The organism is Bordetella bronchialis, from assembly GCF_001676705.1.
Lineage (GTDB): Bacteria > Pseudomonadota > Gammaproteobacteria > Burkholderiales > Burkholderiaceae_B > Bordetella_C > Bordetella_C bronchialis.
The window spans coordinates 3440542-3467508 of record NZ_CP016170.1 but is presented as its reverse complement, the minus strand read 5'-3'; the positions used below and the strand labels follow the sequence as shown (position 1 = coordinate 3467508).

Sequence of the window (26967 nt, the reverse complement as noted above, 5' to 3'; positions counted from 1 at the left end):
GCCGGCGGAAAGCCCGCCGGCCGTGTCCGCCATGCGCTGTGGCGCCGTCAGACCGCGCCCGCGCTCAGTACGCTGGATGCGGCTTCCTTGCCGCCGCGTCCGCCGACGACCACCAAGGGACGCGCCACGGCGGTGACCTGGTCCAGCAGCGAGGGGCGGGCGACCGGCGCCGGCGCGGCAGCCTGTTGCTGCCGGGCATCGTCGGGCAGCAGCGAGCGGTACAGGCAGTCGTAGCCGGCCACTGCCCGCTGCCAGCTGAAGTCCGTGGTCATGGCGCGGTGGCGCATGGCCTGCCAGATGGCGGGCCGGCGGTACAGGCCCATGGCGCGGCTGATGGCGCCGACCATGGCTTCCATCGTGTCGCCGTCGAACAGCAGGCCGGTGGCATTGCGCATCGCCTCGCGGCCGGCGCGCACGCCGGGGTCGGTGATGGTGTCGGCCATGCCGCCTACGCGCGAGCCGATGGGAATGGTGCCGTAGCGCATGGCATACAGCGGCGTCAGCCCGAAAGGCTCGAAACGGCTGCCGTGCAGCAGGATGTCGCCGCCGGCATGCAGCATATGCGCGGTGGCTTCGTCGAAGCCGATGCGCGCGGCGCAGCGGCCGGGATAGCAACGCTGCAACTGGCGCAGTGCCGCCTCTATCCACTTTTCCCCCTGGCCCAGCACGGCCACCTGCAGGTCCGGATAGTCGTCCAGCGCGCGCGGGATGGCTTGCACGGCCACGTCGGCCATTTTCTGCGTGGTGAGCCGGCTGCCCATGACCAGCACGGGCGCGCGGGGGTTTTCCGCCAGGCCGAAGTGCTGCTGCAGCCGCTGCTTGTTGCGGGGCTTGTTGTCCATCTGCGCGGCGCTGTACCGGTACCCGCCCAGATGAGGATCCGTGGCGGGATCCCATTCTTCCGCGTCGATGCCGTTGGGCACCGCCAGCAGGTCGTGCAGGCGGGTGGCCAGCACGCCCTCCAGGCCGCAGCCGAAGCGTTCGGTCAGGATCTCGCGGGCGTAGGTATGGCTGACCGTGGTGATCCGGTCGGCGTGGCGCAAGCCGGCTTTCAGGAAGCTCAGCTGGCCCCAGTACTCGATGCCGTCCACGTCCAGGTGGCGCGGATGTACGCCGATGGCGGCGGCCATGTCCATGGGGTAAAGCCCCTGGAAGGCCATGTTGTGCAGCGTCAGTACGGTGCGGACGTTGATGCCTTTGTCCCGCACCAGCAAAGGCACCAGCGCGGTGTGCCAGTCGTGGGCGTGCACGATGTCGGGGCGCGGGATACGCGTGCTGCCCGCCGCCACGCGGGCGGCGGCGTGCGACAGCGCGGCGAAACGGATGGCGTTGTCCTGGTATTCGCGGCCCTCGGCGTCGACATACAGGGCGTCGCGGTCGTACAGCTTGTCGTTTTGCAGCAGCAGCACGGGCACGCCGCCCAGCGCCGGACACACCCCTTGCAGCAGGCGCGCCTCCCCGCCCGGCAGGCGGCGCAACCGGCAGACTTCCCGGACCTGCGTCAGTTTCTCGATAGTGCCGCGATAGGCGGGCAGCATCAGGGTGATGGCGGTGCCGCTTTCGTGCAGGGCGCGCGCCATGCCGCTGACCGCGTCACCCAGGCCCCCGGTCTTCGCCAGGGGAAATGCTTCCGACGTAACTGCCAGGATTTTTAGCGACACGATACCTACTCCAAATAAAGCGCGTCCTGAAAAAGGGTGGACGCGCCGGGCGAAGACAACGAGGAGGCCGGACGTCGGCGGGTGGGAAACTATCGCTTTGTTGCTTTGCTCGCGTAGGAAATGACAAGCAGCGTAATTTCTATACGCGATGCTTCGCCGCGATCCGCGCCCTGGCCATCGTCCGGTTGCATCTATCTTGGCAAGCAGCGTGCCTGAAGAGCTGAAATCGGCGGTCAACAGCTATTCTGCGCACGGAACGGCGGCACTGATGTGTGCATTGGTAACTCGGTGGCCGGGGGCCGGCTTGCGATTTGCTCTCCCGTAATTTCCGGCCTCGCGGCCGCATGCGCTTTGCGATGGATCAATCATTCACCATGGACCTTGTCGTCGCGCGTCCCGAAGGGCTGTATTGCCCGCCGGGAGACTTCCATATCGACCCCTGGCGCCCGGTGGACCGCGCCGTCATCACGCACGCCCATTCCGACCACGCGCGGTCCGGACACCGCCATTACCTGGCGGCCGCGCCCGGCGCCGGCGTGCTGCGGTCGCGGGTCGGCAGCGTGGACCTGGACGCCGTACCCTATGGCGAGCCGCGCGTGCACAACGGCGTGCGCATCAGCCTGCACCCGGCCGGCCATGTGCTGGGCTCCGCCCAGGTACGGCTGGAATACGAAGGGCAGGTCTGGGTGGCGTCCGGCGACTACAAGCTGCAGAAGGATGGCACCTGCGATCCATTTGAGCCCGTCCGGTGTGACGTCTTTATTACCGAGTCCACCTTCGGGATACCGGTATACCGGTGGGACGAGGTCGACAGCGTGCGCGCGGACATCAATGCCTGGTGGGCGGCGAACGCGGCCGAGGGGCGGCCGTCGGTGCTTTACTGCTATGCCTTCGGGAAGGCGCAACGCATCCTGCACGGGCTGGACGGCTCCATCGGCCCCATCGTGGCGCATGGCGCGGTGGAGACCCTCAACCGCGTGTACCGCGCATCGGGGGTGGCGCTGCCGCCCACGGTGACGGTGAATGACGTGGCCGATGCGGCGGCGCTGCGGCGTGCCCTGGTCCTGGCGCCACCGTCAGCCCGCGGCACGCCCTGGACGCGGCGCTTCGGCGATCATGCGGACGCCTTCGCCAGCGGCTGGATGCGCTTGCGGGGCGCCCGCCGTCGCCGCGGGGTCGACCGCGGCTTCGTCATGTCCGACCACGCGGACTGGCCCGGCCTCGGGCAGGCCATCGCCGCCACCGGCGCCCAGCGCGTGATCGTCACCCATGGCAGCACGGCGGTGCTGGTCCGCTGGCTGAACGAGCAGGGGGTGCGCGCCGAGTCCTTCACCACCGAGTACGGCGCCGAAGAGGACGAGGGCGGCGCCGACGCACCGGCTCCAGGCGAGGGCGAGCCCCGATGAAGGACTTCGCCGACCTGTACACCCGCCTGGACGCCACCACGTCCAGCAACGCCAAGCTGGCCGCGATGCGGGATTACTTCCGCCAGGCGCCTCCCGCCGACGGCGCCTGGGCCGCCTACTTCCTGGCGGGCGGCAAGCCGCGCCAGCTGGTGCCCACCAAGATCCTGCGGCAGTTCATCATGGACGCCGCCGGGATTCCGGAATGGCTGTTCGAGGAAAGCTACCAGGCCGTGGGCGACCTGGCGGAAACGCTGTCCCTGCTGCTGCCCGACCCCGGCACGCCCGATACGGCCAGCCTGGCCGAGTGGGTGGAGGAACGGCTGCTGCCGCTGCGCGGCCTGCCGCCTGCGGAAATCCTGTATCGCCTGCGGGACCTATTCGGCCGCCTGGATCAACATGGCCGCTTCGTCTGCGCCAAGCTGATGACGGGCGCGATGCGGGTGGGCGTCTCCAAGCTGCTCCTGACGCGGGCGCTGGCCGAAGTGGCCGGCGTGGAGACCCGCCACATGTCGCAGCGCCTGATCGGCTATACCGACATCGGCGCCCGCCCGCAGGCCGACGTGTTCGCGCGCCTGCTGGAGCCGGTCTCGCACGAAGGCCAGGCGCGGGTCGACGGCCAGCCCTATCCTTTCTTCCTGGCGCACCCCCTGAATGCCGACGTGGCGGCCTTCGACGATCTGCTCGGCCCGCCGGCAGGCTGGCAGGTCGAATGGAAGTGGGACGGCATCCGCGCCCAGCTGGTGCGCCGGGCCGAGCAGACCTGGGTCTGGTCGCGTGGCGAAGAACTGGTCACCGAACGGTTTCCGGAGCTGATGCGCCTGGGCACGCGGCTGCCCGAAGGCACGGTGCTGGACGGGGAGATCGTCGTCTGGCGCGAAGACCGCGTGCAGCCCTTCGCCCATCTGCAGCAGCGCCTGGGCCGCAAGACGGTCGGCGCCAGGCTGCTGGCCGAGGCCCCCGTCGTGCTGCTGGCCTACGACCTGCTCGAGTTCGATGGCGAAGACCTGCGCGGCCGCACGCAAGCCGAGCGCCGCGCCATGCTGGAGCGCCTGGCCGATGGGATCCGGGATCCGGCGCTGGTGCTGTCGCCGCTGCTGCGGGGGGCGGATTGGCAGGACCTGGCGCGCCAGCGTGAAGCCTCGCGCGCCCTGGGCGTGGAGGGCATGATGCTGAAGGCCGCCGACGCCCGCTACGGCGTGGGGCGCACCAAGGAAAGCGGCGTCTGGTGGAAGTGGAAGGTGGATCCGTTCTCCGTGGACGCCGTATTGATTTATGCGCAGCGCGGCCATGGGCGGCGCGCCAGCCTGTATACCGATTACACCTTCGCGGTCTGGGACGCGCCGCCGGAGTCGGCGGAACGCCGCCTGGTGCCTTTCGCCAAGGCCTATTCCGGCCTGACCGACGAGGAGATCCGTCAGGTCGACGCCATCGTGCGGAAAACCACCGTCGAAAAATTCGGGCCCGTGCGCAGCCTGGAACCCACGCAGGTATTCGAACTGGGGTTCGAAGGCATCGCCCGCAGCAGCCGCCACAAAAGCGGCATCGCCGTGCGCTTTCCGCGCATGCTGCGTTGGCGGCAGGACAAGACGCCGCAGGATGCCGACACCCTGGAAACCCTGGCGGCGCTGTTGCCGGATGGTTCCGGGGGCCCGTCCACTTGACACATCGCAGGCAATGTTTGCGTATGGCTCTATCGAGGGCCGTTCCATCTCCATGCGGTAGCCCAGTTCACCGAATATCGCTTTCCGCCGAGGCGTCCTGCCCGCTCAAGCGGGAGCTGCCATGGCTGTACGCCGCCAACCCCCCGCGCGCCAGGTATCGAAGACCTGGCGTGTCGCGCAAATCAAAAGAGTTGGCGTCGATTTAAAGGCAGGTATCGGGCTGAGCCCCTACGCTGCTACATCAGGAGCGTGTATTACCCAGCGCTGAACGGTGCCGTGGCGAGTCTCTTTTCGGCTGCAGCAGGATGAAAACCGCTCTGTTCGCGGTCCTCGTGGCAAATCGATACCACAACGGAGAGATTATGAGTGAAGCGACGCTTACCGGCAGTACCGATACGCAGCCGCCCGCCGATGGGATGACGACTCACAGGGCGGTGCTTAAGTACTCTATGCGTACTACGCCTGATATGTCCGCTGTCTTCTCTTTGCCACAAGACCGATCCGCGATATTCCTACGAACGGACGAGCGCCAAGTGTTGAGCGAGGACAGGAAAACGCTCACTTTCCAGTCGCTGCTGGATGGCGTCGATATGGTGGCGCATTTCCTGGATATGAACCCAGCGGGCGAAACGGCCACGCTTACGGCATGGGTCAATGCCTGGTATGGCAAGGTAACCCCCGACCCCCCAAGCCTGGAGTTTACATTCAGTGCTTACAAGAAAGGAGCCGCGGTGGACTATGGCGTGGTGCAGATCACGACGGGGGAAGGACTGAATCGCATGTATTTGTGCTGCAACGACCCACCTTACTTCAACAATGAAGGGCTCGGATATACCTATGATGGGCAGGCAGGCATCACCCGTTTCGTGATGAAGTACGTCGCTGAAGACCAGATCAAATTGAATAGCCTGCAAGGCAGCCTTAAACGCCTCGATTGGATACCGAGCTTTTCCCCCGATTATCGTGACCTCGTCTTTCCGCCGGATCTTGCCGCTACGGACCTGGTGATACGGGACTACGATCCGGATGCCGGCACCTTCAAGCTCTGGGACCCGGAAACGGATTACATGCTAAGTCAATTATGGGTGGGGGGGTGGAAGTTTGCACTGGTTGCCGCTAGCGAAGGCAATACCTTCTCCTTCAATTACCTGACCACAAAGCCGGTGCCGCCGCGCGCTGCGCCCTATAAACTTGTGCTGACGGGCGACAGCGACTTGCTGCCACAGGCCGACGGTATCTCTCCTCATACGGCCACGGCCACCATTACCCGACTGCGCACGGCAGGGCCGGAATTTCCGTCTCCCGTGTTTTTCAACCTGCCGGACGACGGCGGCCACAAGGCGCGCTTCATTCCTCGGCTCGGGCAAACGCTAAGCACGGACGGCATGCAGTTACGCGCGCCCGTGAACCCCAGTACGGGCCAGGCCACCGTCCAGTTCGTGGACACGTCGCCCAATGGCGAAACCGTGGCTTTGCGAGCGGCTATCGAGATAGATCCAGGGGGCGACGATTCCTACTACATCGAATCCACGCCAATTAAATTGCCGTTCAGGTTCGTGCGCAATATCGGCGCGACGCTGGAACTGGAGCGCGACCTGACGATTTTCGATAGCCGCCTGGCCGCGGGCGGAAAGATATATCAAGCCACGGCCGTGGCCAGCCACGTGGGTGCGCTGCCACCCAACGCGCAGCAGGCGACATTCAAACTGGTCGAGGGCAGCTCGGCCAGCTTCATTCCCGGCGGCAATCAAACGACCAGCGACAACGGCAAGACCTTGCACGCGCCGCTGAACAATGGGCAGGCAATTGCGCAGTTCCAGGACGCCAACATGAGCGGCGAGCTAGTGGGCCTGCGCGCCTATATCGAGACCAGCGAGCTTTATGTGCCGTCGGTTCCGCCGCTGCTGGATTATGCGGCCAACCTGACCCTGGAACTGAAGCTGACGAGCAATGACTTGGACACGAAAACCTTGGCCGACGGGATTTCCCAGCATACGGCCACCGCCACCTTGACGGGGGGCACTGTGGATAAGGGCGACTTGCAGGTCGTGTTCCAGCTATCGCCTGCCCGCGGCGCCAAGGACGGCATTGACGCCTGGTTCGTGGACGAGACCGCAAACCAACAAGTGTCCAATGACGGCAAAACGCTGACGGCGGTGCTGGTAAACAATCAGGCATCGGTCAAGTTCGTGGATAACAGCATGCAGGGCGAAGAAGTCTGGCTACAGGCCAGCATTCCCAACTTGAGCTGAAGGCGAGCCAGACTTCTGGAATACCCCAGCTGTCATCAATCCCGCGACGGTCTCGCGCATCCATCGATGCGACGGGACTTCATCCCATCGGGCATGCCAGACCATGTTGTAGTGCGACCGCGGCAGCTGGAAGCCGAGCTCCAGGACATGCAGGGGATGGAACCGCGCCACGTACATCGCCAGTTTGCGCGGCATGGTTACGGCAAGGTCGGTCTGCAGCAGGATCAAGGGGACATGGCTCATGCTGGACACGTACAGATCGAACTGCCGTTGAAAGCCGGACTTGCGCAACCATGCGTCCACCTCGTTGTCCTTGCCGTACATATCGGTCGTGGTCACGAAGCGCAGCTGGCAGAAATTGGCGGGCGTCAGCCGCTTGCGCGCGGCGGGATGCCCATGCCTTAACAGGCAGACCCGATCGTCGTCGAATAGCGCGTGCGTGCGGAAACGGCCGCCGACCTCTTCGAAGCGGCCCAGCGCGATGTCGATGGAGTGATCCTCCAGCTGTTTTTCCGGCAGCGCCACGCCTTGCATATTGACAAAGCTGAATCGCACCCCGGGCGCATGGCTGTCGCAATAGCTGCGCAGGCCGGGCGCCAGCATCCATTCGATGGTATGGCGGGCGGCGATGCGGAAGGTGCGCGAAGACTTCATGGGATCGAAGGCCCCGCCGTCTTCCATGATGCCGCCGATGGCCGCCAGGGCTTCCCGTACGACCGGGCGGATTTCCAGCGCGCGCGGGGTAGGGACGAGTTGCCTGCGCACCAGGACGAACAAGGGATCCGCCAGCAGCCGGCGCAATTCGGCCAGCTTTCGGCTGATGCCGGGCTGGGTCGTATGCAGCCGGGCCGCGGTCTCCGTGGCGCTGCGCGTTTCCATCAGCAGTTCGAACACCGTCAGCAGGTTCAGGTTGACCTTGCGCAGCGTATCCAGTTCCACGAAGGCGATCTCCAAACGGCGGGCTATTCATATCAAAAAAAGCATTATATGTTCCAGATAAATCATTTGATGTTATGAGCGGCGGCGTCTAGGATTTGTCTCGACCCTGAAACAAGGCTGTTGGAGAAATCGATGAGCAGGCAGCAAGTGACGCCGTTCCCCCTGTACGAAATCAGCGGCGCGCCGCGGGAGCGGGGCCGGTCCTATGGCGAGCAGGCCCGGCAGCGCATCGCCCGCTCCATCGAGCACTACAGCGAACAGGCGGCCCGCTGGAAGCTGGAACGCAGCGAGATCGACAAGATCATCCACAGCTACATCCCGGCGGTGCGCAAGTTCGACGAGAACTACTTGACCGAGATGCAAGGCATTGCGGAAGGGGCGGGGGTGCGCCTGGAAGACATCTTCCTGCTGAACGCCCGCACCGAAGTCATGAAGCTGGCCTTCAAACCGGAGCTGCGCGCGCGTCTGCTGGGCGAAACCAACGATGGCTGCACTTCCGTGAAGGTCATGCGCGAAGCCACCGCCGACGGCCAATTGATCCACGCGCAGAACTGGGACTGGAAGGAAGAATGCTCGGAGACCGGCGTGGTGCTGCGCATCCTGCGCGATGACGGCCCGGACATCCTTACCTTTACGGAAGCCGGAATGCTGGCCCGCTCGGGCTTCAACTCCGCCGGAATATCGATCACGGGCAACAACCTGGAGTGCGATCGCGATTACAGGCAGATCGGTGTGCCGTTGCCCCTGATCCGCCGCAAGGCCCTGGAAAGCCCGTACCTGGCCTGGGCCATGCACGCGGTGTACGCGACACCCAAGACCGGCTCCAACAATATGGCCGTGTGCCATCACGAAGGCGTTGCCATCAATTTCGAGTGCGCGCCGGACGAGACCTTCCAGCTGCTGCCGCGGAACGGCCTGCTGGTGCATTCCAATCATTGGCTGAGCCCGATCGCCCTGGCGAAGCTCAAGGACACGGGCATCGCGTTCTCGCCGTGCACGCTGTATCGCGAGCAGCGCGTGCGCGACCTGCTGGCGCCGGACGTGGGCCGCATCACCGTGGATTCCGTAAAACAGGCGCTGCTCGACGATTTCCAGTCGCCGTGGTCGGTGTGCAGGCCGCCGCGCGGCGACTTCGGGCGCGATACGCGTAGCGCGACGGTATCCACGGTCGTCATGCAGCCGGCGCTGAACGTGATGGAAGTGGCCAACCTGCCTGCGCTGGATCCCACGTTCACCCGCTATGAGTTGCCGCGGCGGAACCGCTAGCGGCTGCCGCCGGCTGTACCGCGGAACCATTCCGTATGCGCATCGCGCGGCCGCGCACGTTGCGGCCGCCGAGTCACCCGGCGCGGGCCGGGATTTTCTAAAACACCACAGGGGAAGCAGCCATGAAAAAGGCCTTCGAACACCATCTGCCGCGCGGCGGCGTCTTTACCGGCGGGCTGGCCCGCATGGCCGCCACGCTGGCGCTGGGCGTTGCCGTCGCCGTGTCCGGTACGGCCGCGGCGCAGGACGGCGACAAATATCCCTCTCATCCGATCCGGCTGATCGTGCCATTCGCCGCGGGCGGCGGCACGGACATCCAGGCGCGCATCGTCGCGCAGGAAGTGGGCAAGGAACTGGGCCAGACCATCGTGGTCGAGAACCGGCCGGGTGCCGGCGGCGGTATCGGCGCGTCCTTCGTCGGCCAGGCCAAGCCCGACGGCTATACCTTGCTGGTCGGCTCCACCGGCACGCACGGCGCCAACCAATTCCTGTATTCCAAACTGCCGTATGACCCCGTCAGGGACTTCACGCCGATCACCGTACTGGCCACCTTCGACAACGTCGTTGTGGTGCCCGAGTCGTCCAAGGTGCATACGCTGAAAGAACTGGTCGACGCGGCCAAGGCCAATCCCGGCAAGCTGAACTACGGCGTCACCACGGTGGGCAGCTCGGCCCACCTGGCGGTGGAGAAGTTCAACCGCGACGCCGGCATCAAGGCCAGCGGCGTGCCGTACAACGGCGCGGGCCAGGCGACGACGGACCTGCTGGCGGGCCGCCTGGACTATATGCTGGACCTGGTCGGCACGCAGATCGGCAACATCAAGGCCGGCAAGGTGCGGCCCATCGCCACCACGGCGCTCAAGCGCAACGCCGTCCTGCCCGATGTCCCGACCATCGCGGAATCCGGATATCCCGGCTTCAGCGCGGTGGGCTGGGTAGGCCTGTTCGGGCCCGCCGGCATGCCGCAATCGACGGTCGACACGCTGTACAAGGCCATCGAGAAAGTCTATGCCTCGCCGGACTTCCAGGCCACCATGCGCGCCCGGTCTTTCGACATCGCCAACATGCCGCCCGCGGAATTCTCCAAATTCCTGGATGCCGAACGCCAGAAGTGGGGCACGGTGGTGCGCGAGTCCAATATCAAGCTGGATTGACCGCCCATGGACCGATCCGGCGGTCGCCAGTACGATCGCCGGTCGGACCACGGCACCGATCGTCAAACCGATCATCAAGGACCAAGGATGAGACAAACCACATTTCCAGAGGCCATGCGCTGCGTCGTGCTGATCGGCATCGACTTCGATGGCCCCAGCCATGAAGTAGGGCGCGGCATCGCCCCGCTGGGCAAGCATTCCTGGGGCAACTACTCCGCCCGCTGCGGCGTGCCGCGGCATATGGAGATGCTGGACCGCCACAACATCAAGGGCACTTTCTTCGTGCCCGGCTATGATGCCGAGCGCCATCCCGCCACCATCGAGGATATCGACCGCAACGGCTTCGAGGTCGCCGCGCACGGCTATCTGCACGAGGCCTGGGAACTGGAAGCCGCCGAGGAGGAAGCGCTGCTGCGCAAGACCGACGGCATCCTGCGCGACATCATCAAGAAACCCGTGCTGGGCTGGCGCTCGCCGTCCGGCCGCAAAAGCGACAAGACCATGAAGGTGCTGAAGTCGCTGGGCTACATCTACGATTCCAGCGACAAGGACTACGACCGCCCGTACCGGCTGCGCTTCGGCAAGGGCCAGGACGACGTCATCGTCGAGCTGCCCAACAACACCTACAGCCTGGACGACTTCCCCTTCTACAAGTTCAGCTATACGCCGCCATCCGAAGTCCTGGCGCAATGGAAGACCGAGTTCGACGCCATCTACCGCAACGACCGCTTCTTCGTCATGTCGCTGCACCCGCGCGCCGGCTGGGGCTCGGGCACGCCCTCGCGCACCAAGGCCCTGTCCGACCTGATCGCCTACATGAAGACGCACGACGGCGTGCAATTCATGGAATCGCGCGCCTTCGCGCAATGGTGCCTGGACAACAGCAACAATCTTGAAGAGGTGTCGTTCGCATGAGCACGCATACCTGGCCCACCGGCGCCCGCGCGGTCGCCTTGCTGACCGTCAACTTCGACGCCGAATCCTTCGACCTGAAGGAAGTCCCCACCGAACGCATGTTCGGCCGCTACTCCTATGGCCGCTACGCCGTGCGCGCCGGCTTCCCACGCCTGGTCGAACTGTTCAACAGGCATGACGTGCCCGCCACCTTCTTCGTACCGGGCACGGACGCACGCCGCCATCCCGACCTGATCCGCGAACTGGCCGCCAACGGCCACGAAATCGCCGCCCGCGGTATCGACCTGGAAAACTTCGCCACCCTGGGCGACAAGGAAGCGCAAGTCCTGAAGGACTCGCGCGACATCCTGGCGGACGCGGCCGGCGTCGCGCCCGCAGGCTTCCGCGCCCCCGGCGGCGAGCTCTCCTCGAAGACGCTGCATCACCTGGCCGACCTGGGCTTCATCTACGACGCCAGCTTCCAGGACGCCGATCATCCCTACGTATTCGGCCTGACGGGGGAGAAGAAAGTCGTCGAGCTACCCTCGTCCTTCGCCCTGGACGACGCACCCATCTACTCGGCCCGCCACACGCATGCTCGCCTGCAAGCCATCTGGCGCGACGAAATCGCCGCCATGCACGCGGAAGGCACGCTCATCCCCATCACCCTGAACCTGCGCGGCGATTTCGGCTCCACCCGCGCCGCACGCATCGCCGTGCTCGACACCTTGCTGGCCGAGCTCAAGCAACTGGGCGGCGTCCGCTTCATGACCTGCCAGCAATTGGCCGACCACACGCTATCGCTGAACCTGACGCCCGAGCCGGATCCGTACCGCGCCCACGCCAACACCCTGGCCAAGCAGGTATATCGAGGCGACCTGGCCATCCGGCCGCTGTAGCGGCGCGGCGGCATAGCCGGCACCCCCACGCCCCCACGCCGCGACAAACAATCCAGCGCAAGCCCCAGGACGACCCGCAAAAAAAGAAACCGATACCCCGCACCCCGCACCCCGCACCCCGCACCCCGCACGCAACACGCAACACGCAACACGCAACACGCAACACGCAACACGCAACACGCGACACGCAGGATCGCGGCGGCCCCGCTGGGGGGCCGTCGCGATCGGCCCCGCAAGACCTTCAACCGTCCATAGCCTCTTCCAACGAAGGGCCAAGCAAACCACCCGCCCCGATACCCGCCACTGAGGCACGACGCAGTCCGGCGGGGGGATGCCTGCCGGCGACGGCCTGTCGGAGGGCGAACGAGCGGATGTCGAAGGAAGCCGTGGCGCGGACGCCATGAAGAAAAACCCAACCAGCCAACGCCCGGCGGACGAGACGAGCGACGTGGTGTCCGGGGCCCGGGCCCCGGACCGCCCGACCAGGCCGGCGCCGGCAGGCATCCCCCCGCCGGACGTCCGACAGGCACCCCCCCAGCAAACATCAAGCAAAACCCGAGCGAACACCCAAGCCACCGCCCCACGCCGGAGATCCCCACCACACCCCACCAGGCACGAGGTTTGCTCCTCCACAATCGAAGCCCGCCGTACGTAGCGGGCAACCGAGAAAAGGAGAGCGCCATGCGAGGCATACTGCTATGGCTGTTGGGGATCCCCATCCCGGTCATCATTCTGCTGTGGCTGTTCCACGTCATCTAGGGATCCACCTCCGGCCACAGGGAACCGCCCCCATTCCGCCGGCCAGGCGGCCGCTTCGCGGCCGCCTTTTTCACGCGCATCGCAACCCTGACGGTCTACACGATATCCGGATACCCAGCGCCATCCCCATCATCGAGCAGCGCATCATAAGCCCCCGCATCCACCGCCACGAACCGCTGCACGCGAGCCTCGCGCAGCAGACCCGCCGCGTCCCCATCCCGGTGCATCGCCACCAGCGTCGCCCTGAGCCGCTCGCAACACGCCGCCTCCACATCGACCCTGCACACCAACAGCGGATTCGGGGTCCACGGCGTCACCCCGATCGTCCGCACATTTTCCAGCGCCCCGGCGTCATGCACCCGCAAAAGATCCAGATACCAACCATCCACCGCCGTCAGATCGATCTCCCCGCCCCGCAACGCGCCCAATAGCCCGCGCGGGTTGCCGTAAGGCCCTTTCACCTCCCGGAACAGCTTCCCGTCCCGCACCGCCGCATACGCGGCAAGCGCACGCCGCGGCGCATTCCATCCCGACTGCGAATCCCGGACCATCCATCCGTACCGGCAACCCAACGCCTCTTCCAGCCCCGTCCACGGCGCATCCGCGCGCACCAGGAACTCGCTGCGATAGCGCGCCTGTCCCTCGTACCAAGGAAAATCCGGCACCACCGCCGCCACGGCCTGGTACTCCCTCCCAGCGCGCAAAGCCTGCGCGTAAGGCCATCCGCACATGAACGCGCCGCACAAGCCCGGCCGCGACCAGAGCTCCGCAATCGGCGTGGGCCACCCATGCTCCACGAACCGCACCGTCAGGCCCGCCCGCCGATGCGCCTCGCCCAGCAAGGCATGCCACGCCGCCCGCGCCGTCGGCGCCACGTCGTACATCCGCGTCGAGGCGATCAGCGTCGATTGCATCATGGTTCTTTCATGAGAGTCCGCATGGCGATCAAGCGAACTTCAAGGTCTGTCCGATCCCCAGGCGCCGTGCCTTGTCCAGCATCGCCTGGCCCAGCGCGATATCCGTCGTCGACAGCCCGCGATGCCAGAACAGGATCGTCTCGTCCTCGCGCTCGCGGCCCGGCTTCAGCCCCGCGACAATCTGCCCGATCTCCGCATGCAGGTTCTCCTGCGTAATGCGGTCGCTGTCCACATGCGCGCGCAGCGCGCCGAACGGCAGTCCCTTGCGGCACTGCCCCCAGTCATCCACCACCACCTTGCTCATGATGTCCGTCAACGACAATTCGACCGCGCTCATCGTCCCGTAGGGCATCACCAGCGCGCCGGGCTTGATCCATGCCGTCTTCAGCAGCGGCGTCGGCTCGGGCAGGCGCGAGGCCTCGACCACGATATCCGCGTCGCGCACGCAGGACTTCCAGTCGTCCACCACGGAAACGGGCTTGCCCAGATCCCGCGACAGCCGCTCGCCGAAAGCCTGCCGGCTTTCCGGGCGGCGCGAATGCACGCGGATCTCGTCGAAATCGAAAATGCTGTCCAGCAAGCGCACATTCCAGTACGAGGTCCCGCGGGCGCCGATGTGTCCCAGCACCTTGCTGCCCTGGCGGGCCAGATGCCGCGCGCCCAGCGCGGTCACCGCCCCGGTACGCATGTCCGTGATGGCCGTCGCATCCACGATGGCCAGCGGCTTGCCGGTTACCGGGTCGAACAGGTTCAGCAGCGCCATCTCCGACGGCAGGCCCACCTTGTAGTTGTCGACGAAGTCGCTGACCACCTTGACGCCGGCCACATGCAGCGGCTCGATATAGCCGCGCAGCACATTGAAGTGGCCCTTGTCCGAGGACTCCGGCACCAGGTGCACGCGCGGCTCGATCACCGTCTTGCCCAGGCCCTGGGCGCGCAAGGCGCCTTCCACCGCGGCCAGGATCTCCGCATCCGTGATGTTCAGGGCTTTGACGTCGGGCCCGTTCAGATAGGTAATGTCGATGGACTGCATGATGTCTCCGGGTTCACTGGATAGGCTTGATGCCCGCCGTCTTCACGATGTCCGCCCACTTGCGCGACTCGTTCTGGATCATGGCGGCGAATTCCTGCGTGCTCGTGCTGGCGGGCTCCACGCCCTGGTCGGCGAACTTCTGCCGCACGGCGGGATCCTGCAGCACGGTGGCGATATCGCGCTGGATCTTCTGCAGGACGGCGGCCGGCGTCTTGGCGGGCGCCACGATGCCGTACCAGGACGTCACGTCGAAGCCGGGGTAGCCGCTTTCGGCCACGGTCGGCACATCGGGCAACTGCGGCAGGCGATGCGGGCCGGCGATGGCCAGGGCGTTCAGCTTGCCGCCGCGGATGAAGGGCAGCACGGTCGACACGCCCGCGAACATCATGTCCACATTGCCCGCGACCACATCGGTGACCGCCGGCGCCATGCCGTTGTAGGGGATGTGCATGGTGCTCAGGCCGGCCGATTGATTCAGCAGTTCGCCGGCCAAATGCGCGCCGCTGCCCGCGCCCGGCGAGGCGAAGTTCAATTTGCCCGGCCGCGTCTTGGCATAGGCGACGAAGGATTTGAAATCCTTGGCCGGCACCGAGGGATTCACCACCAGGATATTGGGCGACGTCGCCAGCAGCGTGACAGGCGCGAAGGCCTGGGCGGTATCGAAGTTGAGATTCGTGTAGAGCAGGGGATTGACAGTCAGGTTGCCGGCCGGCGCCAGGCCCAGCGTGTAGCCGTCGGCCGCGGCACGCGCCACTTGCCCCATGCCCAGGTTGCCGGAGGCGCCCGGCCGGTTCTCGATAATGACCGGCACGCCCCACATCTCGTTGAGCTTCTGCCCGACGATGCGCGGAATCGCGTCGGCCACGCCGCCCGCGCCGAAGGGCACGATGATGGTGACGGGCTTGGACGGATACGCGGCGTCGGCCGCATGCGCCGGCAGGCTCGCCGCCGCAAGGTAGGCGCCGGCGGCGGCAGCCGCCAGGCGCAGGCTCAGAGACAATTTCATGGTATTCCCCTTGTATGTATGTCTACTGCTGCGTTATGCCGGTCCCCTTGGGGCCGGCGTGGATTCGTGGCGTATCCGGCCGGGGTCATCTCCCCGCGGAGCGTCCATGCCCGAGGGGCACGCAGTGGCCAGGCATGCCAGCCTCAGCGGCCCAGCATGGGCAGGTCCAGCCCCGCGTCGCGCGCGCAGGCGATCGCTTCTTCATAGCCGGCATCCGCATGGCGCATCACACCCGTGGCCGGATCGTTGTGCAGCACCCGGGCGATGCGGCGCGCGGCCGCATCCGTGCCGTCGCAGACGATGACCACGCCCGCATGCTGCGAGAAGCCCATGCCCACGCCGCCGCCATGGTGCAGGGACACCCAGGTGGCGCCGCCCGCGGTGTTCAGCAGGGCATTGAGCAGCGGCCAATCGGACACGGCGTCCGAGCCATCGCGCATGGATTCGGTCTCCCGGTTGGGGCTGGCTACCGATCCGGAGTCCAGGTGATCGCGGCCGATGACCACGGGCGCGCTCAGCTCGCCCGTGCGGACCATCTCGTTGAATGCCAGGCCCAGCCGCGCGCGATCGCGCACGCCCACCCAGCAGATGCGGGCGGGCAGGCCCTGGAAGGCGATGCGCTCGCGCGCCATGTCCAGCCAGTTGTGCAGGTGCTTGTCGTGCGGAATCAGCGCCTTGACCTTGGCGTCCGTCTTGTAGATGTCCTCCGGGTCGCCCGACAGCGCGGCCCAGCGGAAAGGCCCGATGCCTTCGCAGAACAGGGGCCGGATGTAGGCCGGCACGAAGCCCGGGAAATCGAAGGCATTGCGGACGCCCATCTCCAGCGCCATCTGGCGGATGTTGTTGCCGTAGTCCAGCGTGGCGGCGCCGCGTTCCTGCAGCGTCAGCATGGCTTGCACGTGGCCCGCCATGGATTGCTTGGCGGCGCGCACCACGGCATCCGGCTCGGTGGCGCGGCGCGCTTTCCATTCCTCCATGGTCCAGCCCTGGGGCAGGTAGCCGTTCAAGGGGTCGTGCGCGGAGGTCTGGTCCGTGACGCAGTCCGGCGTAATGCCGCGCTCCACCATCCGCGCCAGCACGTCGGCGGCGTTGCCCAGCAGGCCGATGGACAGCGCGCGGCCGTTCTTACGGGCCTCGTCCAGCAAGGCCAGCGCTTCGTCCAGCGTGCGCGCCTTGACATCGATATAGCGGGTACGCAGGCGGAAGTCGATGCGCGACTCGTCGCATTCCACCGCGATCATGCTGAAGCCCGCCATGGTCGCGGCCAGGGGCTGCGCGCCGCCCATGCCGCCCAGGCCCGCCGTCAGGATCCAGCGGCCCTTGGGATCGCCGCCGAAGTGGCGGTTGGCCACGGCGTAGAAGGTTTCGTAAGTGCCCTGGACGATGCCCTGCGAGCCGATATAGATCCAGCTGCCGGCCGTCATCTGCCCGTACATCATCAGGCCCTTGCGGTCCAGCTCGTGGAAATGCTCCCAGGTGGCCCAGTGCGGCACCAGGTTGGAGTTCGCCAGCAGCACGCGCGGCGCGTCCTCGTGGGTCTTGAAAACGCCGACTGGCTTGCCCGACTGGACCAGCAGGGTTTCGTCGGGCTGCAGGCGGCGCAGCACCTCCAGGATTTTGTCGAACGATGGCCAATCCCGCGCGGCGCGGCCGATGCCCCCGTATACCACCAGTTGTTCGGGATGTTCGGCGACTTCCGCATCCAGGTTGTTCTGGATCATGCGATAGGCGGCTTCGATCAGCCAGTTCTTGCAGGTCAGCGTGCTGCCCCGCGGCGCGCGGATGGCGCGCGACGGGTCCAGGCGGGAAGATGCGGGTGCGTTCATTGGGCTTGGTCTCCGGAAATCTTGGCGGTGGCGGATCGCGTCGATATGACGGCGTGGCCGGTCAGGCGGTAGCGGTCGCCGGGATGGATCAGGCGGGCGAACGTCACGACGTCATCGCCCGACCAGGTGCGGCGCAGCACCTGCAGGCAGGCTTGCGGACCTTTCAGTTCCAGCCAGCCCGCCACGCGCGCATCGGGAAGAATGGCTTCGATGGTGTGTTCGACCGCCGTCAGCGGCGCGACGCGGCTCAGGTAGGCGTTGGGCGTTTCGCGGCTGAAGTCCTGGTCGATGTAGTCCGGGGCGACGCGCGGATTGACGTAGCGGTCTTCCAGCTGCACCGGCACGTCGTTGTCCAGGTGCAGGATCAAGGAGTGGTAGACCGACTTGTCGATGGACAGGGCAAGCGCGGTGGCGATGCCCTCCGGCGCGGTGACGCGCTCCAGCTGCAGGACACGGTTGGCGTAGCGGTGGCCGCGCTGGGCGATTTCTTCCGCGATGTTGCGCACCTCCAGGACCGGCAGCGCGGGTTTTTGCTCCGCGACGAAGGTGCCCAGGCCCTGGCTGCGCACCAGGATGCCTTCCTGCGTCAGCTCCAGGATGGCGCGCCGCGCCGTCATGCGCGACACCTCGAACTGCGCGGCCAGCTGGTTCTCCGACGGGACCTGGTCGTTGACCGTCCAGCGTCCCGCGTCGATCTGTTCGACGATGTGCTGCTTGATCCGGGCATAGGGCGGCAGCGGAAGGTCGCGGGTGGCGGTAGGCATGGGTATGAAGTCGATGCGCGGCGGCGCGGAGTGGACGATGGGGCAAACTCTAGCTTGAATATACAAGTATAGGCAAGTAGTATGCGGCTATGGAAAACCCGGGTAGGGCCCTAACCGCGCCGCGCGCCGCGCGCCCGACCTCGACCGCCCCACAGGAACGTGCCGCCATGAGCCTTGAACCCGCGCAAGACCCTGCCTTGATTGTCAATGCCCGGATCGCCAGCTTCGATCCGGCGGCGGCCACGCCCTATGGCGTGCTGGATGGCGCGGACGCCATCGCGATACGGCATGGACGCATCGCCTGGTTGGGGAATGGCGCCCGCGTGCCGGACGCCGCGTGGATGAATGAAGCCGGCAGGCCGGGCCGGTGCATCGATGCGCAGGGTGCGTGGGTCATGCCCGGCCTGGTCGATTGCCACACCCACCTGGTATATGCCGGTACGCGGGCCAGGGAATTCGAAATGCGCCTGAACGGCGCGTCCTACGAAGACATCGCCCGTGCCGGCGGCGGCATCGTCTCCACGGTGCGCGCCACGCGCGCGGCGGGGGAGGCCGGACTGGTCGAGCAGGCCCTGCCACGGCTGCGCGCCCTGTTGCGCGAAGGGGTGACCACGGTGGAAATCAAATCGGGCTACGGGCTGGACGGCGATACGGAGCTTGCCATGCTGCGTGCGGCGCGCACGCTGGGCGATCGCCTGCCGGTGACCGTGCGCACGACTTTCCTGGGCGCGCATGCGCTGCCGCCGGAATACGCCGGGCGCGCCGATGACTACATCGATTTCGTCTGTACCCGGGTGCTGCCGGAGGCCGCGCGGCTGGGCCTGGCCGATGCCGTGGATGTCTTCCACGAAAGCATAGGTTTCGATGCCGCGCAGTCCGAGCGCGTCTATCGCGCCGCGGCGGCGCTGGGCCTGCCGGTGAAGGTGCATGCCGAACAACTGAACCTGTGCGGCGCGGCTGCCTTGGGCGCCCGTTATCGCGCCCTGTCGGCGGACCACCTGGAGCACCTGGACGAGGCGGGCGCGCGTGCCATGGCGGCGGCGGGCACCGTGGCGGTGCTGCTACCGGGCGCGTTCTACTTCCTGCGCGATACCCGGGTGCCGCCGGTGGACCTGTTGCGCCGGCACGGCGTGCCCATCGCCGTGGCCACCGACTGCAATCCCGGCACGTCGCCGTTCACGTCCCTGCTGCTGATGCTGAACATGGCGTGCACGCTGTTCCGCTTGACGCCGGCCGAAGCACTGAACGGCGTGACGCACGCCGCCGCGCGCGCGTTGGGCTTGCAGGAACAGGTGGGCAGCGTGACGGTGGGCAAGTGGGCGGACCTGGTTTTCTGGCAGGTGCCCGAGCTGGCGGAACTGTGCTACAGCCACGGCATGCACACGCCCGCGCGCATACTGCGGCGCGGACACGAATCGCTGTTCTAGGCGCCGGGCCGTGGCCGGGATATTCGGGGCGTTGGCCATGCGCTTGTCGCCGGTGATTGATGGATGGGGCAGGGCGCGGAGGCCATCCTGGTGTTTTCCATTCCAGTATGGCTGATGCCGGTGCCCGGGATTACGGTACCCCGTATCGGCTGGATGCCGATCCATGGCGGCGTATAGTAGCCAGCTCTTGCCGGGGCTGCCGCCCGCGCGGTGGCGGCTCCAGGATCGTCCCTTCCGCCATCCATTCTCCGCCCTCTCCGTACTTCGATGACCAGTTCCAGCGCAACGCCGTCCGCCGTCGATACCGCTTCCCTGGAGCAGGGCTCGGACCACTGGCTGAGGAACCTGGCGGTATGCGTGTTCGGTTCCTTCACGACCATTGTGGGCATGACCCTGCTGCTGCCTTTCCTGCCGCTGTATGTGGAGCAGCTGGGCGTGAAGGATCATGCCGCCATTGTGCAATGGTCCGGCGCGGCCTTCGGCGCCGCTTTTTTCAGCGCCGCCCTGACCGCGCCGCTGTGGGGACGGCTGGCCGACCGCTATGGCCGCAAGCTGATGCTGATCCGCGCCAGCCTGGGCATGTCCATCGCCATGTCGCTGATCGGCATGGCGGAGAACGTCTACCAGCTGGTGGGACTGCGGCTGCTCGCCGGCCTGTTGGGCGGGTATGCCTCGGGCTCGATGGTGCTGGTGGCCACGCAGACGCCGCGGCATCGCACCGGCTGGGCGCTGGGCGTGCTGTCTTCGGGCATCATGGCGGGCAACCTGGCGGGGCCGTTGATCGGGGGCGCGTTGCCGCCCCTGATCGGCATACGCGCCACCTTCCTGGCATCCGGCGGGCTGATCTTCGTGGCCTTCCTGGTCACGACCTTCCTGATCAAGGAAGAACGCCGTCCCAAGCCGGGCAAGGCCGCGGACAAGCCCAAGGCAGGGTTGGCTGCCGTGCCGGACAAGGGGCCGCTGATGGCGATGTTGTTCACCGGCATGCTGCTGATGCTGGCCAATATGTCCATCGAGCCCATCATCACCGTCTACGTGGCGCAATTCGCCGAGGCGGGCCACGTCACCATGGTGTCCGGACTGGTGATGTCGGCGACCGCGTTGGGCAGCATCCTGTCCGCCTCGCGCCTGGGGCGCCTGGCGGACCGCGTGGGCCACTGGAATGTGATCATCGGCTGCTTGCTGGTGTCGGCCCTGCTGCTGATCCCGCAGGCTTTCATCACCGCGAGCTGGCAGCTCGTGGCGCTGCGCTTCCTGATGGGCCTGTCGCTGGGTGGCTTGCTGCCCTGTATCGCCACGGTCATCCGCCACAACGTGCCGGAACGCGTGGCGGGTGCCATGCTGGGCTATTCCACCTCGGCCCAGTACGTGGGGCAGGTGGTGGGACCCCTGGCGGGCGGTTTCGTCGGCGGCCATTTCGGCATGCAGTCGGTGTTCCTGGGCACCAGCGTGCTGATGGCCCTGGGGGCCTTGTACAACCGCATCGTGCGGGTACGCCGGGCCAAGGCTGGCTGAACGGCCGCTGAATCGCGCGGGCGTCCGGCCGTGTCCGGTCATGCCCGTCTATCCGTCCGGCAATGTCCTGGCTTATCCTCGGGTTTCGGCACGAGATCCGAACGCGATCCCGCGATCGCGCAATGACAAAACCCAGGAGACATATTCATGAGCCGTGCATTCAATCGCTGCCTTGCCGCGTTGTTCGCCGCTGCGGCCGTCGCCGCCGCGCCGGGCGCGCATGCCGCCGACGCGTGGCCAGACAAGGCCATCACGCTGGTTTCGCCGTATGCGCCCGGCGGCACCACCGACGTGCTGGCGCGTTTGCTGGCGACCCGCCTGCACGACAAGCTGGGCCAGACCGTGATCGTGGAAAACCGGGCGGGCGCGGGCGGCAACATCGGCACCGCCTACGTCGCCAAGGCCAAGCCGGACGGCTACACGTTCCTGCTGGCCGCCAGCGGACCCATCGTGATCGCCGGCACGCTGTACAAGAAGCTGCCCTACGATCCGGCAAAGGATTTCACCGAAGTCGTGCCGCTGGCGCGCACCAGCTTCGTCGTCGCGGTCAACGCCAAGTCCGGGCTGAACTCCATCCAGGACATTATCGCCAAGGGCAAGACCGGCGACCTGGTGTTCGGCTCCGCCGGTTCGGGCACGCCGCAGCACATCATCGGCGAGATGTTCAACACCGCGGCGGGCACCAAGATCCGCCACATCCCGTACAAGGGATCGGGCCCCTTGCTGAACGACTTGGTCGGCGGCCAGGTGCCGCTGGCCTTCGAAAACCCGCTGCCCATCATGCAGCAGGTCAAGGCGGGCAACCTGAAGGTGCTGGCGGTCACGGGCGCGCAGCGTTCGGCCGCCTTGCCCGACGTGCCGACCCTGGCGGAAACCGGCATCAAGGGCGTGGACGCGCAACCGTGGTACGGGCTGCTCGGCCCCGCCGGCATTCCCGACGCCATCACCAAGCGCATGAACCAGGAAGTGCAGGCCATCCTGAATGCCCCCGATGTGAAAGAGCAGCTCGCCACGCTGGGTGTGGAGGCCATGCACATGAGCCCGGCGGAATTCCACAGCTATGTGATCCGGGAAATCGGTACCTGGGGCAAGGCGGTGAAGGCGTCCGGGGCGACGGTGGACTGATGAAACGAAAACACCGCGGGTAAGGCGACCTCCGATCCGGTACGCCTTTCAAAGCGGGGCCCGGCTTCTGTCCGGGCCCTTTTTCGTTGTCTGGCCGGCGTCGATAGAGATTCATGCTTGTGGCCGAACGTCAGGGCTCGCCCTGATCGCGCGGACCGAACCCGTTTCATTGAACGACCTGGCCGCCAAAAGCGGCAGGGCAAAATCCAATCTTCCCCGCGCATTGCGCACGATGGAGCAGTACGGCCCGATCCACTTCGAAGAAGGCCCTGGCCGGCAACTGGCCCTCCGGGCGGATTATTCGGGCATATCGCTGGAAGTCTCGTTCTGACGCGGTTCTCTGCGTCGGTCCTTTACGCCATCGGTTTCAACTCCCCCAGCACCGTGGGTATCAGCTCGGACACCGTCGGATGGATCTGTACGGTGCGCTGCAGGGTCGTATAGGGCGCCTTGCTCGACATCACATCCAGTATCCCGTGCACGGCTTCGTCGCCGCCGGTACCCAGGATGGCGGCGCCCAGGATAGCCTTGGTCTCGGCATCCACCACCACCTTCATGAATCCCTCGGTCTCGCCCTTTTCGACGGCGCGGCCGACGCGCGTCATGGGGCGCACGCCGACCAGCGCCGGCCGGCCGGTGGCGCGCACCGCGGCTTCCGTCATGCCCACGCGGCCCAGCGGCGGATCGATGTACAGGGCATAACAGGGCAGGCGGTCGCTGACGCGGCGCGGGTCTTCGTCCAGCAGGTTGGCCGCGACGATCTCGAAGTCGTTATACGAGGTATGGGTGAAGGCGCCGCGCCCATTGCAATCGCCCAGCGCCCAGATGTGCGGCACGCTGGTGCGCAGCTGGTCGTCGACAACGATGTACCCGCGTTCGTCGGTCTTTACGCCCGCGGCCTCCAGCCCGAGATCGCCGGTGTTCGGCAGCCGCCCGACCGCCATCAGCACATGCGAGCCGATGATGGGCCCGGGATCCTGCCGGCACGACACGCGGACGGCGGCGCCTTGCGGATGCGCTTCGAACCGTATGCATTCCGCGTTCAGGTGCACCCGTATGCCTTCCTTTTCCAGGATCTTCAGGATGGCGTCGGAGATATCCGGATCTTCACGTGAAATCAGCCGCGGACCTTTCTCCACCACGGTGACCTCGGCGCCGAAGCGGCGGTACATCTGCGCGAACTCCAGCCCGATATAGCTGCCGCCGATGACGATCATATGGCGCGGCACGGTGTCCAGGTCCAGCAGGGTGGTGTTCGTCAGCAGCGGGATGTCGCGCACGCCCGGCATGTCCGGAATATTGGCGCGGCCGCCGACATTGATGTAGAAGCGGTCCGCCGACAGGCGCCGGCCGTCCACGTCGATTTCGCGCGGGCCCACGAAGCGTGCGTGGCCCTGCACTACGGTGCAGTTGTCCATGCCTCGCAGCCACTTTTCCACGTTGCCCCGGGCACGCAGGACGACTTCGTCCTTGCGCTCCTTCAGCCGCCTGGCGTCGACGCCGACCGTGCCTTGCAGCGCGACGCCGAAGTCCGCGGCGCGCCGCGCCAGGTGGGCCGCATAGGCGCTGGCGACCAGCGTCTTGGTCGGCATGCAGCCCGTGTTGACGCAGGTGCCGCCGAAGTGCTTGCGCTCGATCAAGGCCACGCGCTGGCCCGCCTGTGTCAGGCGGCCGGCCAGCGGCGGGCCGGCCTGTCCCGCGCCGATGACGATGGCGTCGAAGTGGGTGGGCGTTACGCCGGACGGCGAATCCGCGCGCGGGGTGGTGTTTCCGGATGGGCCTTGCGTGGGCTGCGTGCTCATGGGGACCTCTCTTTGCGCGCCGCGCAATGCGGCTCCTGGGGCGGATGACGGTCGGGACGCGTATCGATGCGACGGCCGCGCCGGACCGGCAATTACTGTAAACGCTGCGGCGGTTTTCGCGAAGACCGGAATGCAGGCGCTGCCCCGGCTTCAGCGTTATGTGAAGTGGACGCAGGCATACTAGTCGGGCGGGATCCGTGCATTGCGCGCGGGCCCCGCAAGCCGCCCGATCCCTCGATATCGTCATTGCCGACATGCCCACCGATACCCGTCGCCGCGAATTCTTCCGCCTGTCCGCCCAGGCCGCCGGAGCCGCCGCCGCGCTGTCCATGTTTCCACCGGCCATCCGCAAGGCGCTGGCGATCGGCGCGGACCAGCGTACCGGCACGCTGCAGGACGTCGCCCATATCGTGGTGCTGACGCAGGAGAACCGGTCCTTCGATCATTACTTCGGCACCCTGGCCGGCGTGCGCGGGTTCGGCGACCGCTTCCCCATCCCCGTGCCCGATGCGCCGGGCATGGCGGGCAAGACCGTCTGGTACCAGCGCCATGACGGCCAGCCGGCGGGCATGCCGTCGATTCTCGCGCCGCAGCACAACGATACGGCCACCGACTTCCGCCTGATGCGCACGGCCGGCACGCCGCACCTGTATCCCGATGCCCAGGATGCCTGGGACGGCGGCCGCATGACGCATTGGCCGCAGTTCAAGCGCAACGCCTCGATGGTGTACTACACGCAGGCGGACATTCCCTTCCAGTTCGCACTGGCCAATGCCTTCACGGTGTGCGATGCCTACTATTGCTCGCTGACCGGCGGCACCAATCCCAACCGCTGCTTCCTGTACACCGGCACCAACCATGGCAGGGACGACCCTGCCATGCCCGGCGTCTACAACGGCCCGGCGCTGGACAACAGCTACAACACGCTGCACAACGGTCCCCGGAAACTGGGTTACACCTGGATGACCTACGCGGAACGCCTGGAAGACGCCGGCATCAGCTGGCAGGTCTACCAGGACAACGAGTTCGAGTTCTACGCGCTGAACCCGCTGTTCGGCTTCAAGGCTTTCCGCCGGGCGCATGCGCGCAGCGTGCCGGCGGTGCTGCCGGAGCGCACCGCCCGCGAACGCGCCTTGTACGAGAAGGGCATACGCACGCGCAATGTGGCGGCGCTGAAGGCCGACGTCATGGCGGACTGCCTGCCTCAGGTGTCATGGATCTGCGCGCCGTCTTCCGCTTCTGAGCATCCATCGCCGTCCAGTCCGGCGCAGGGCGCCGCCTTCACGGCCCAGGTACTGGAGGCCCTGACCTCGAATCCGCGCGTCTGGAGCCGCACGGTGCTGATCCTGAACTTCGACGAGAACGACGGCTACTTCGATCACATGCCGCCGCCGGCGCCGCCATCGCACGCCCGCACGGATGGCGGCACGGCGGCGCGCGACCCCATGGGCGCGAGCACGGTGGACGTGGCGGACGACTACCTGGGCGATGACGTAGGCGGCGTCGAGCCGACGCGGCCGTATCGCCATCATCCCTACGGCATGGGGCCGCGCGTGCCGATGTACGTGATATCGCCGTGGAGCCGTGGCGGCTGGGTCAATTCCGAAGTCTTCGACCACACGTCGGTGCTGCGCTTCATCGGACGCCGCTTTGGTGTGGACGAGCCCAACATCAGCCCCTGGCGCCGCGCCGTCGCGGGCGACTTGATGTCCTGTTTCGATTTCGCGACGCCCAACGCGCGCCGCTCGTCGACGCCTGTCCTGGACCATCTGCCGGAGACGGCCACGCGGGATCGCCGCAGCCGCGCCTTGCCGGGGACCACGGCCCCTGGCGTGCCGGCGGAGCTGGCCTTGCCGGTCCAGGCCCGTGGCAAGCGGCGCTCGCGCGCATTGCCTTATGAATTGCATGTGGACGACGATCTGCGCCGTCCGGCGGGCCAGGGGGATGGCGACGAGACGAAGGCCACGTCGCGCCGCTCACCCGCTGTGCGCCTGGTCTTTTCCAATACGGGGCAGCGCGCGGCGGTGTTTCATGTCTACGACGTCCATCGCCTGGACGCGCTGCCGCGTCGCTACACGGTGGAGCCGGGCAGGGCGCTGGAGGACGACTGGCCCCTGGCGCCGGGCGGCGCGTACGACCTGTGGGTGCTGGGCCCCAATGGCTTCCATCGGCGGTTCATCGGAACGGCCGAACCGGGCGATGCGGCCGCCGCGGTCCCGGCGGCGCGCGTGCGCTATGTGCCGGCCGAGGGCATGCTGGTGCTGACGCTGTCCAACCCCGGCCAGGGGGCCATCCCGGCCATCGTGCGCGACAACGCCTATTTCCAACGGGCTAGCTGGCATCGCGACATTCCCGCGGGCCAGCAGGCGGAATGGCGATGGCCCTTGGCCGGTTCGCACCAGTGGTATGACTTCACATTGGCGCTGGACGATGGCGCCGGCTATACGCGGCGTTTCGCCGGGCGGATGGAAACCGGCCAGGACGGTTACTCCGATCCCGCAATGGGCGGCGTGGCCATCGGCGAGCGGTAGATCTGCGGGCCGACGTCCGGCGCTTTTGTTGGCTGGCGCGGGGGCGGCAGCCCCGGGGCGGCACTCATGCCACGCTGCCGGTGAGTATGAAGGGCTTCGTTTTACGCGGGACAACTGTCGCCTATATGGG

General features: G+C 66.6%; 20 protein-coding genes. 12 read left to right on the top strand and 8 right to left on the bottom strand.

Going from position 1 to position 26967, the window contains the following annotated elements:
* Positions 1-47: 47 nt before the first annotated feature.
* Positions 48-1664: a glycogen synthase GlgA gene (glgA, locus tag BAU06_RS15295; RefSeq protein WP_082988561.1), complete on the bottom strand. Its 1617-nt coding sequence runs from the start codon at positions 1662-1664 to the stop codon at positions 48-50.
* A gap of 353 nt (positions 1665-2017) precedes the next feature.
* Here glgA and BAU06_RS15290 point away from each other — a divergent pair, with 353 nt between their 5' ends.
* The 3 genes from BAU06_RS15290 (at position 2018) to BAU06_RS15280 (ending at position 6980) form a co-directional block, all read left to right on the top strand.
* The gene (locus BAU06_RS15290; protein WP_231933883.1) at positions 2018-3067 is read left to right on the top strand and encodes a ligase-associated DNA damage response exonuclease; all 1050 of its coding nucleotides are present in this window, start codon (positions 2018-2020) and stop codon (positions 3065-3067) included.
* Complete coding sequence (locus BAU06_RS15285) at positions 3064-4728, top strand: ATP-dependent DNA ligase (protein ID WP_066351051.1); 1665 nt, start codon at positions 3064-3066, stop codon at positions 4726-4728. The genes BAU06_RS15290 and BAU06_RS15285 overlap by 4 nt, the downstream gene beginning before the upstream one ends.
* A gap of 362 nt (positions 4729-5090) precedes the next feature.
* Positions 5091-6980 (top strand): hypothetical protein, encoded by a 1890-nt coding sequence (locus tag BAU06_RS15280; RefSeq protein ID WP_156770244.1) that lies wholly within the window; start codon positions 5091-5093, stop codon positions 6978-6980.
* Here the strand turns inward: BAU06_RS15280 and BAU06_RS15275 are convergent.
* A complete protein-coding gene (locus tag BAU06_RS15275) occupies positions 6951-7919 on the bottom strand; it encodes a LysR family transcriptional regulator (protein ID WP_156770243.1) in 969 nt (322 codons plus the stop codon). The two genes, BAU06_RS15280 and BAU06_RS15275, sit on opposite strands and share 30 nt — an antisense overlap.
* A 132-nt stretch (positions 7920-8051) precedes the next feature.
* Here BAU06_RS15275 and BAU06_RS15270 point away from each other — a divergent pair, with 132 nt between their 5' ends.
* From BAU06_RS15270 to BAU06_RS15255, 4 genes are all read left to right on the top strand, one after another.
* Entirely contained in the window at positions 8052-9185 is a 1134-nt protein-coding gene (locus tag BAU06_RS15270) for a C45 family autoproteolytic acyltransferase/hydolase (protein ID WP_156770242.1), read from the top strand.
* 122 nt (positions 9186-9307) lie between these two features.
* Positions 9308-10339, top strand: a complete 1032-nt coding sequence (locus BAU06_RS15265) for a Bug family tripartite tricarboxylate transporter substrate binding protein (protein WP_082993712.1) — start codon at positions 9308-9310, stop codon at positions 10337-10339.
* An 87-nt stretch (positions 10340-10426) separates the two neighbouring features.
* Positions 10427-11254: a polysaccharide deacetylase family protein gene (locus BAU06_RS15260; RefSeq protein WP_066351023.1), complete on the top strand. Its 828-nt coding sequence runs from the start codon at positions 10427-10429 to the stop codon at positions 11252-11254.
* Entirely contained in the window at positions 11251-12132 is an 882-nt protein-coding gene (locus BAU06_RS15255) for a polysaccharide deacetylase family protein (protein ID WP_066351013.1), read from the top strand. The genes BAU06_RS15260 and BAU06_RS15255 overlap by 4 nt, the downstream gene beginning before the upstream one ends.
* An 854-nt stretch (positions 12133-12986) precedes the next feature.
* Here BAU06_RS15255 and BAU06_RS15250 read toward each other — a convergent pair.
* From BAU06_RS15250 to hutC, 5 genes are all read right to left on the bottom strand, one after another.
* The gene (locus BAU06_RS15250) at positions 12987-13808 is read right to left on the bottom strand and encodes a phosphate/phosphite/phosphonate ABC transporter substrate-binding protein (RefSeq protein WP_231933882.1); all 822 of its coding nucleotides are present in this window, start codon (positions 13806-13808) and stop codon (positions 12987-12989) included.
* Positions 13809-13836: 28 nt separating this feature from the next.
* Complete coding sequence (locus BAU06_RS15245; protein WP_066351007.1) at positions 13837-14841, bottom strand: ornithine cyclodeaminase family protein; 1005 nt, start codon at positions 14839-14841, stop codon at positions 13837-13839.
* A 13-nt stretch (positions 14842-14854) separates the two neighbouring features.
* On the bottom strand, positions 14855-15847 hold the full coding sequence (locus tag BAU06_RS15240; RefSeq protein ID WP_066350998.1) for a Bug family tripartite tricarboxylate transporter substrate binding protein: 993 nt from the start codon (positions 15845-15847) through the stop codon (positions 14855-14857).
* Positions 15848-15990: 143 nt separating this feature from the next.
* Positions 15991-17673: a urocanate hydratase gene (gene hutU / locus BAU06_RS15235; protein ID WP_066350995.1), complete on the bottom strand. Its 1683-nt coding sequence runs from the start codon at positions 17671-17673 to the stop codon at positions 15991-15993.
* Positions 17670-18437 carry a histidine utilization repressor gene (gene hutC, locus BAU06_RS15230; protein ID WP_066350992.1) on the bottom strand — a complete coding sequence of 256 codons (768 nt, stop codon included), beginning with the start codon at positions 18435-18437 and terminating at the stop codon, positions 17670-17672. The genes hutU and hutC overlap by 4 nt, the downstream gene beginning before the upstream one ends.
* Positions 18438-18604: 167 nt before the next feature.
* On the opposite strand from hutC, the gene hutI reads away from it, so the two are divergent.
* The 4 genes from hutI (at position 18605) to BAU06_RS26660 (ending at position 22835) form a co-directional block, all read left to right on the top strand.
* Complete coding sequence (gene hutI / locus BAU06_RS15225; RefSeq protein WP_066350986.1) at positions 18605-19864, top strand: imidazolonepropionase; 1260 nt, start codon at positions 18605-18607, stop codon at positions 19862-19864.
* A 267-nt stretch (positions 19865-20131) separates the two neighbouring features.
* Entirely contained in the window at positions 20132-21379 is a 1248-nt protein-coding gene (locus BAU06_RS15220) for an MFS transporter (protein WP_066350979.1), read from the top strand.
* Between the two features lie 147 nt (positions 21380-21526).
* Positions 21527-22504 (top strand): Bug family tripartite tricarboxylate transporter substrate binding protein, encoded by a 978-nt coding sequence (locus tag BAU06_RS15215; protein WP_066350975.1) that lies wholly within the window; start codon positions 21527-21529, stop codon positions 22502-22504.
* Positions 22505-22673: 169 nt separating this feature from the next.
* A complete protein-coding gene (locus tag BAU06_RS26660; protein ID WP_156770240.1) occupies positions 22674-22835 on the top strand; it encodes a hypothetical protein in 162 nt (53 codons plus the stop codon).
* 22 nt (positions 22836-22857) lie between these two features.
* On the opposite strand, the gene BAU06_RS15210 is transcribed toward BAU06_RS26660, so the two are convergent.
* On the bottom strand, positions 22858-24306 hold the full coding sequence (locus BAU06_RS15210; protein WP_082993710.1) for an FAD-containing oxidoreductase: 1449 nt from the start codon (positions 24304-24306) through the stop codon (positions 22858-22860).
* Positions 24307-24560: 254 nt separating this feature from the next.
* On the opposite strand from BAU06_RS15210, the gene BAU06_RS15205 reads away from it, so the two are divergent.
* Positions 24561-26837 carry a phosphocholine-specific phospholipase C gene (locus BAU06_RS15205; RefSeq protein WP_066350966.1) on the top strand — a complete coding sequence of 759 codons (2277 nt, stop codon included), beginning with the start codon at positions 24561-24563 and terminating at the stop codon, positions 26835-26837.
* Positions 26838-26967: the final 130 nt, after the last annotated feature.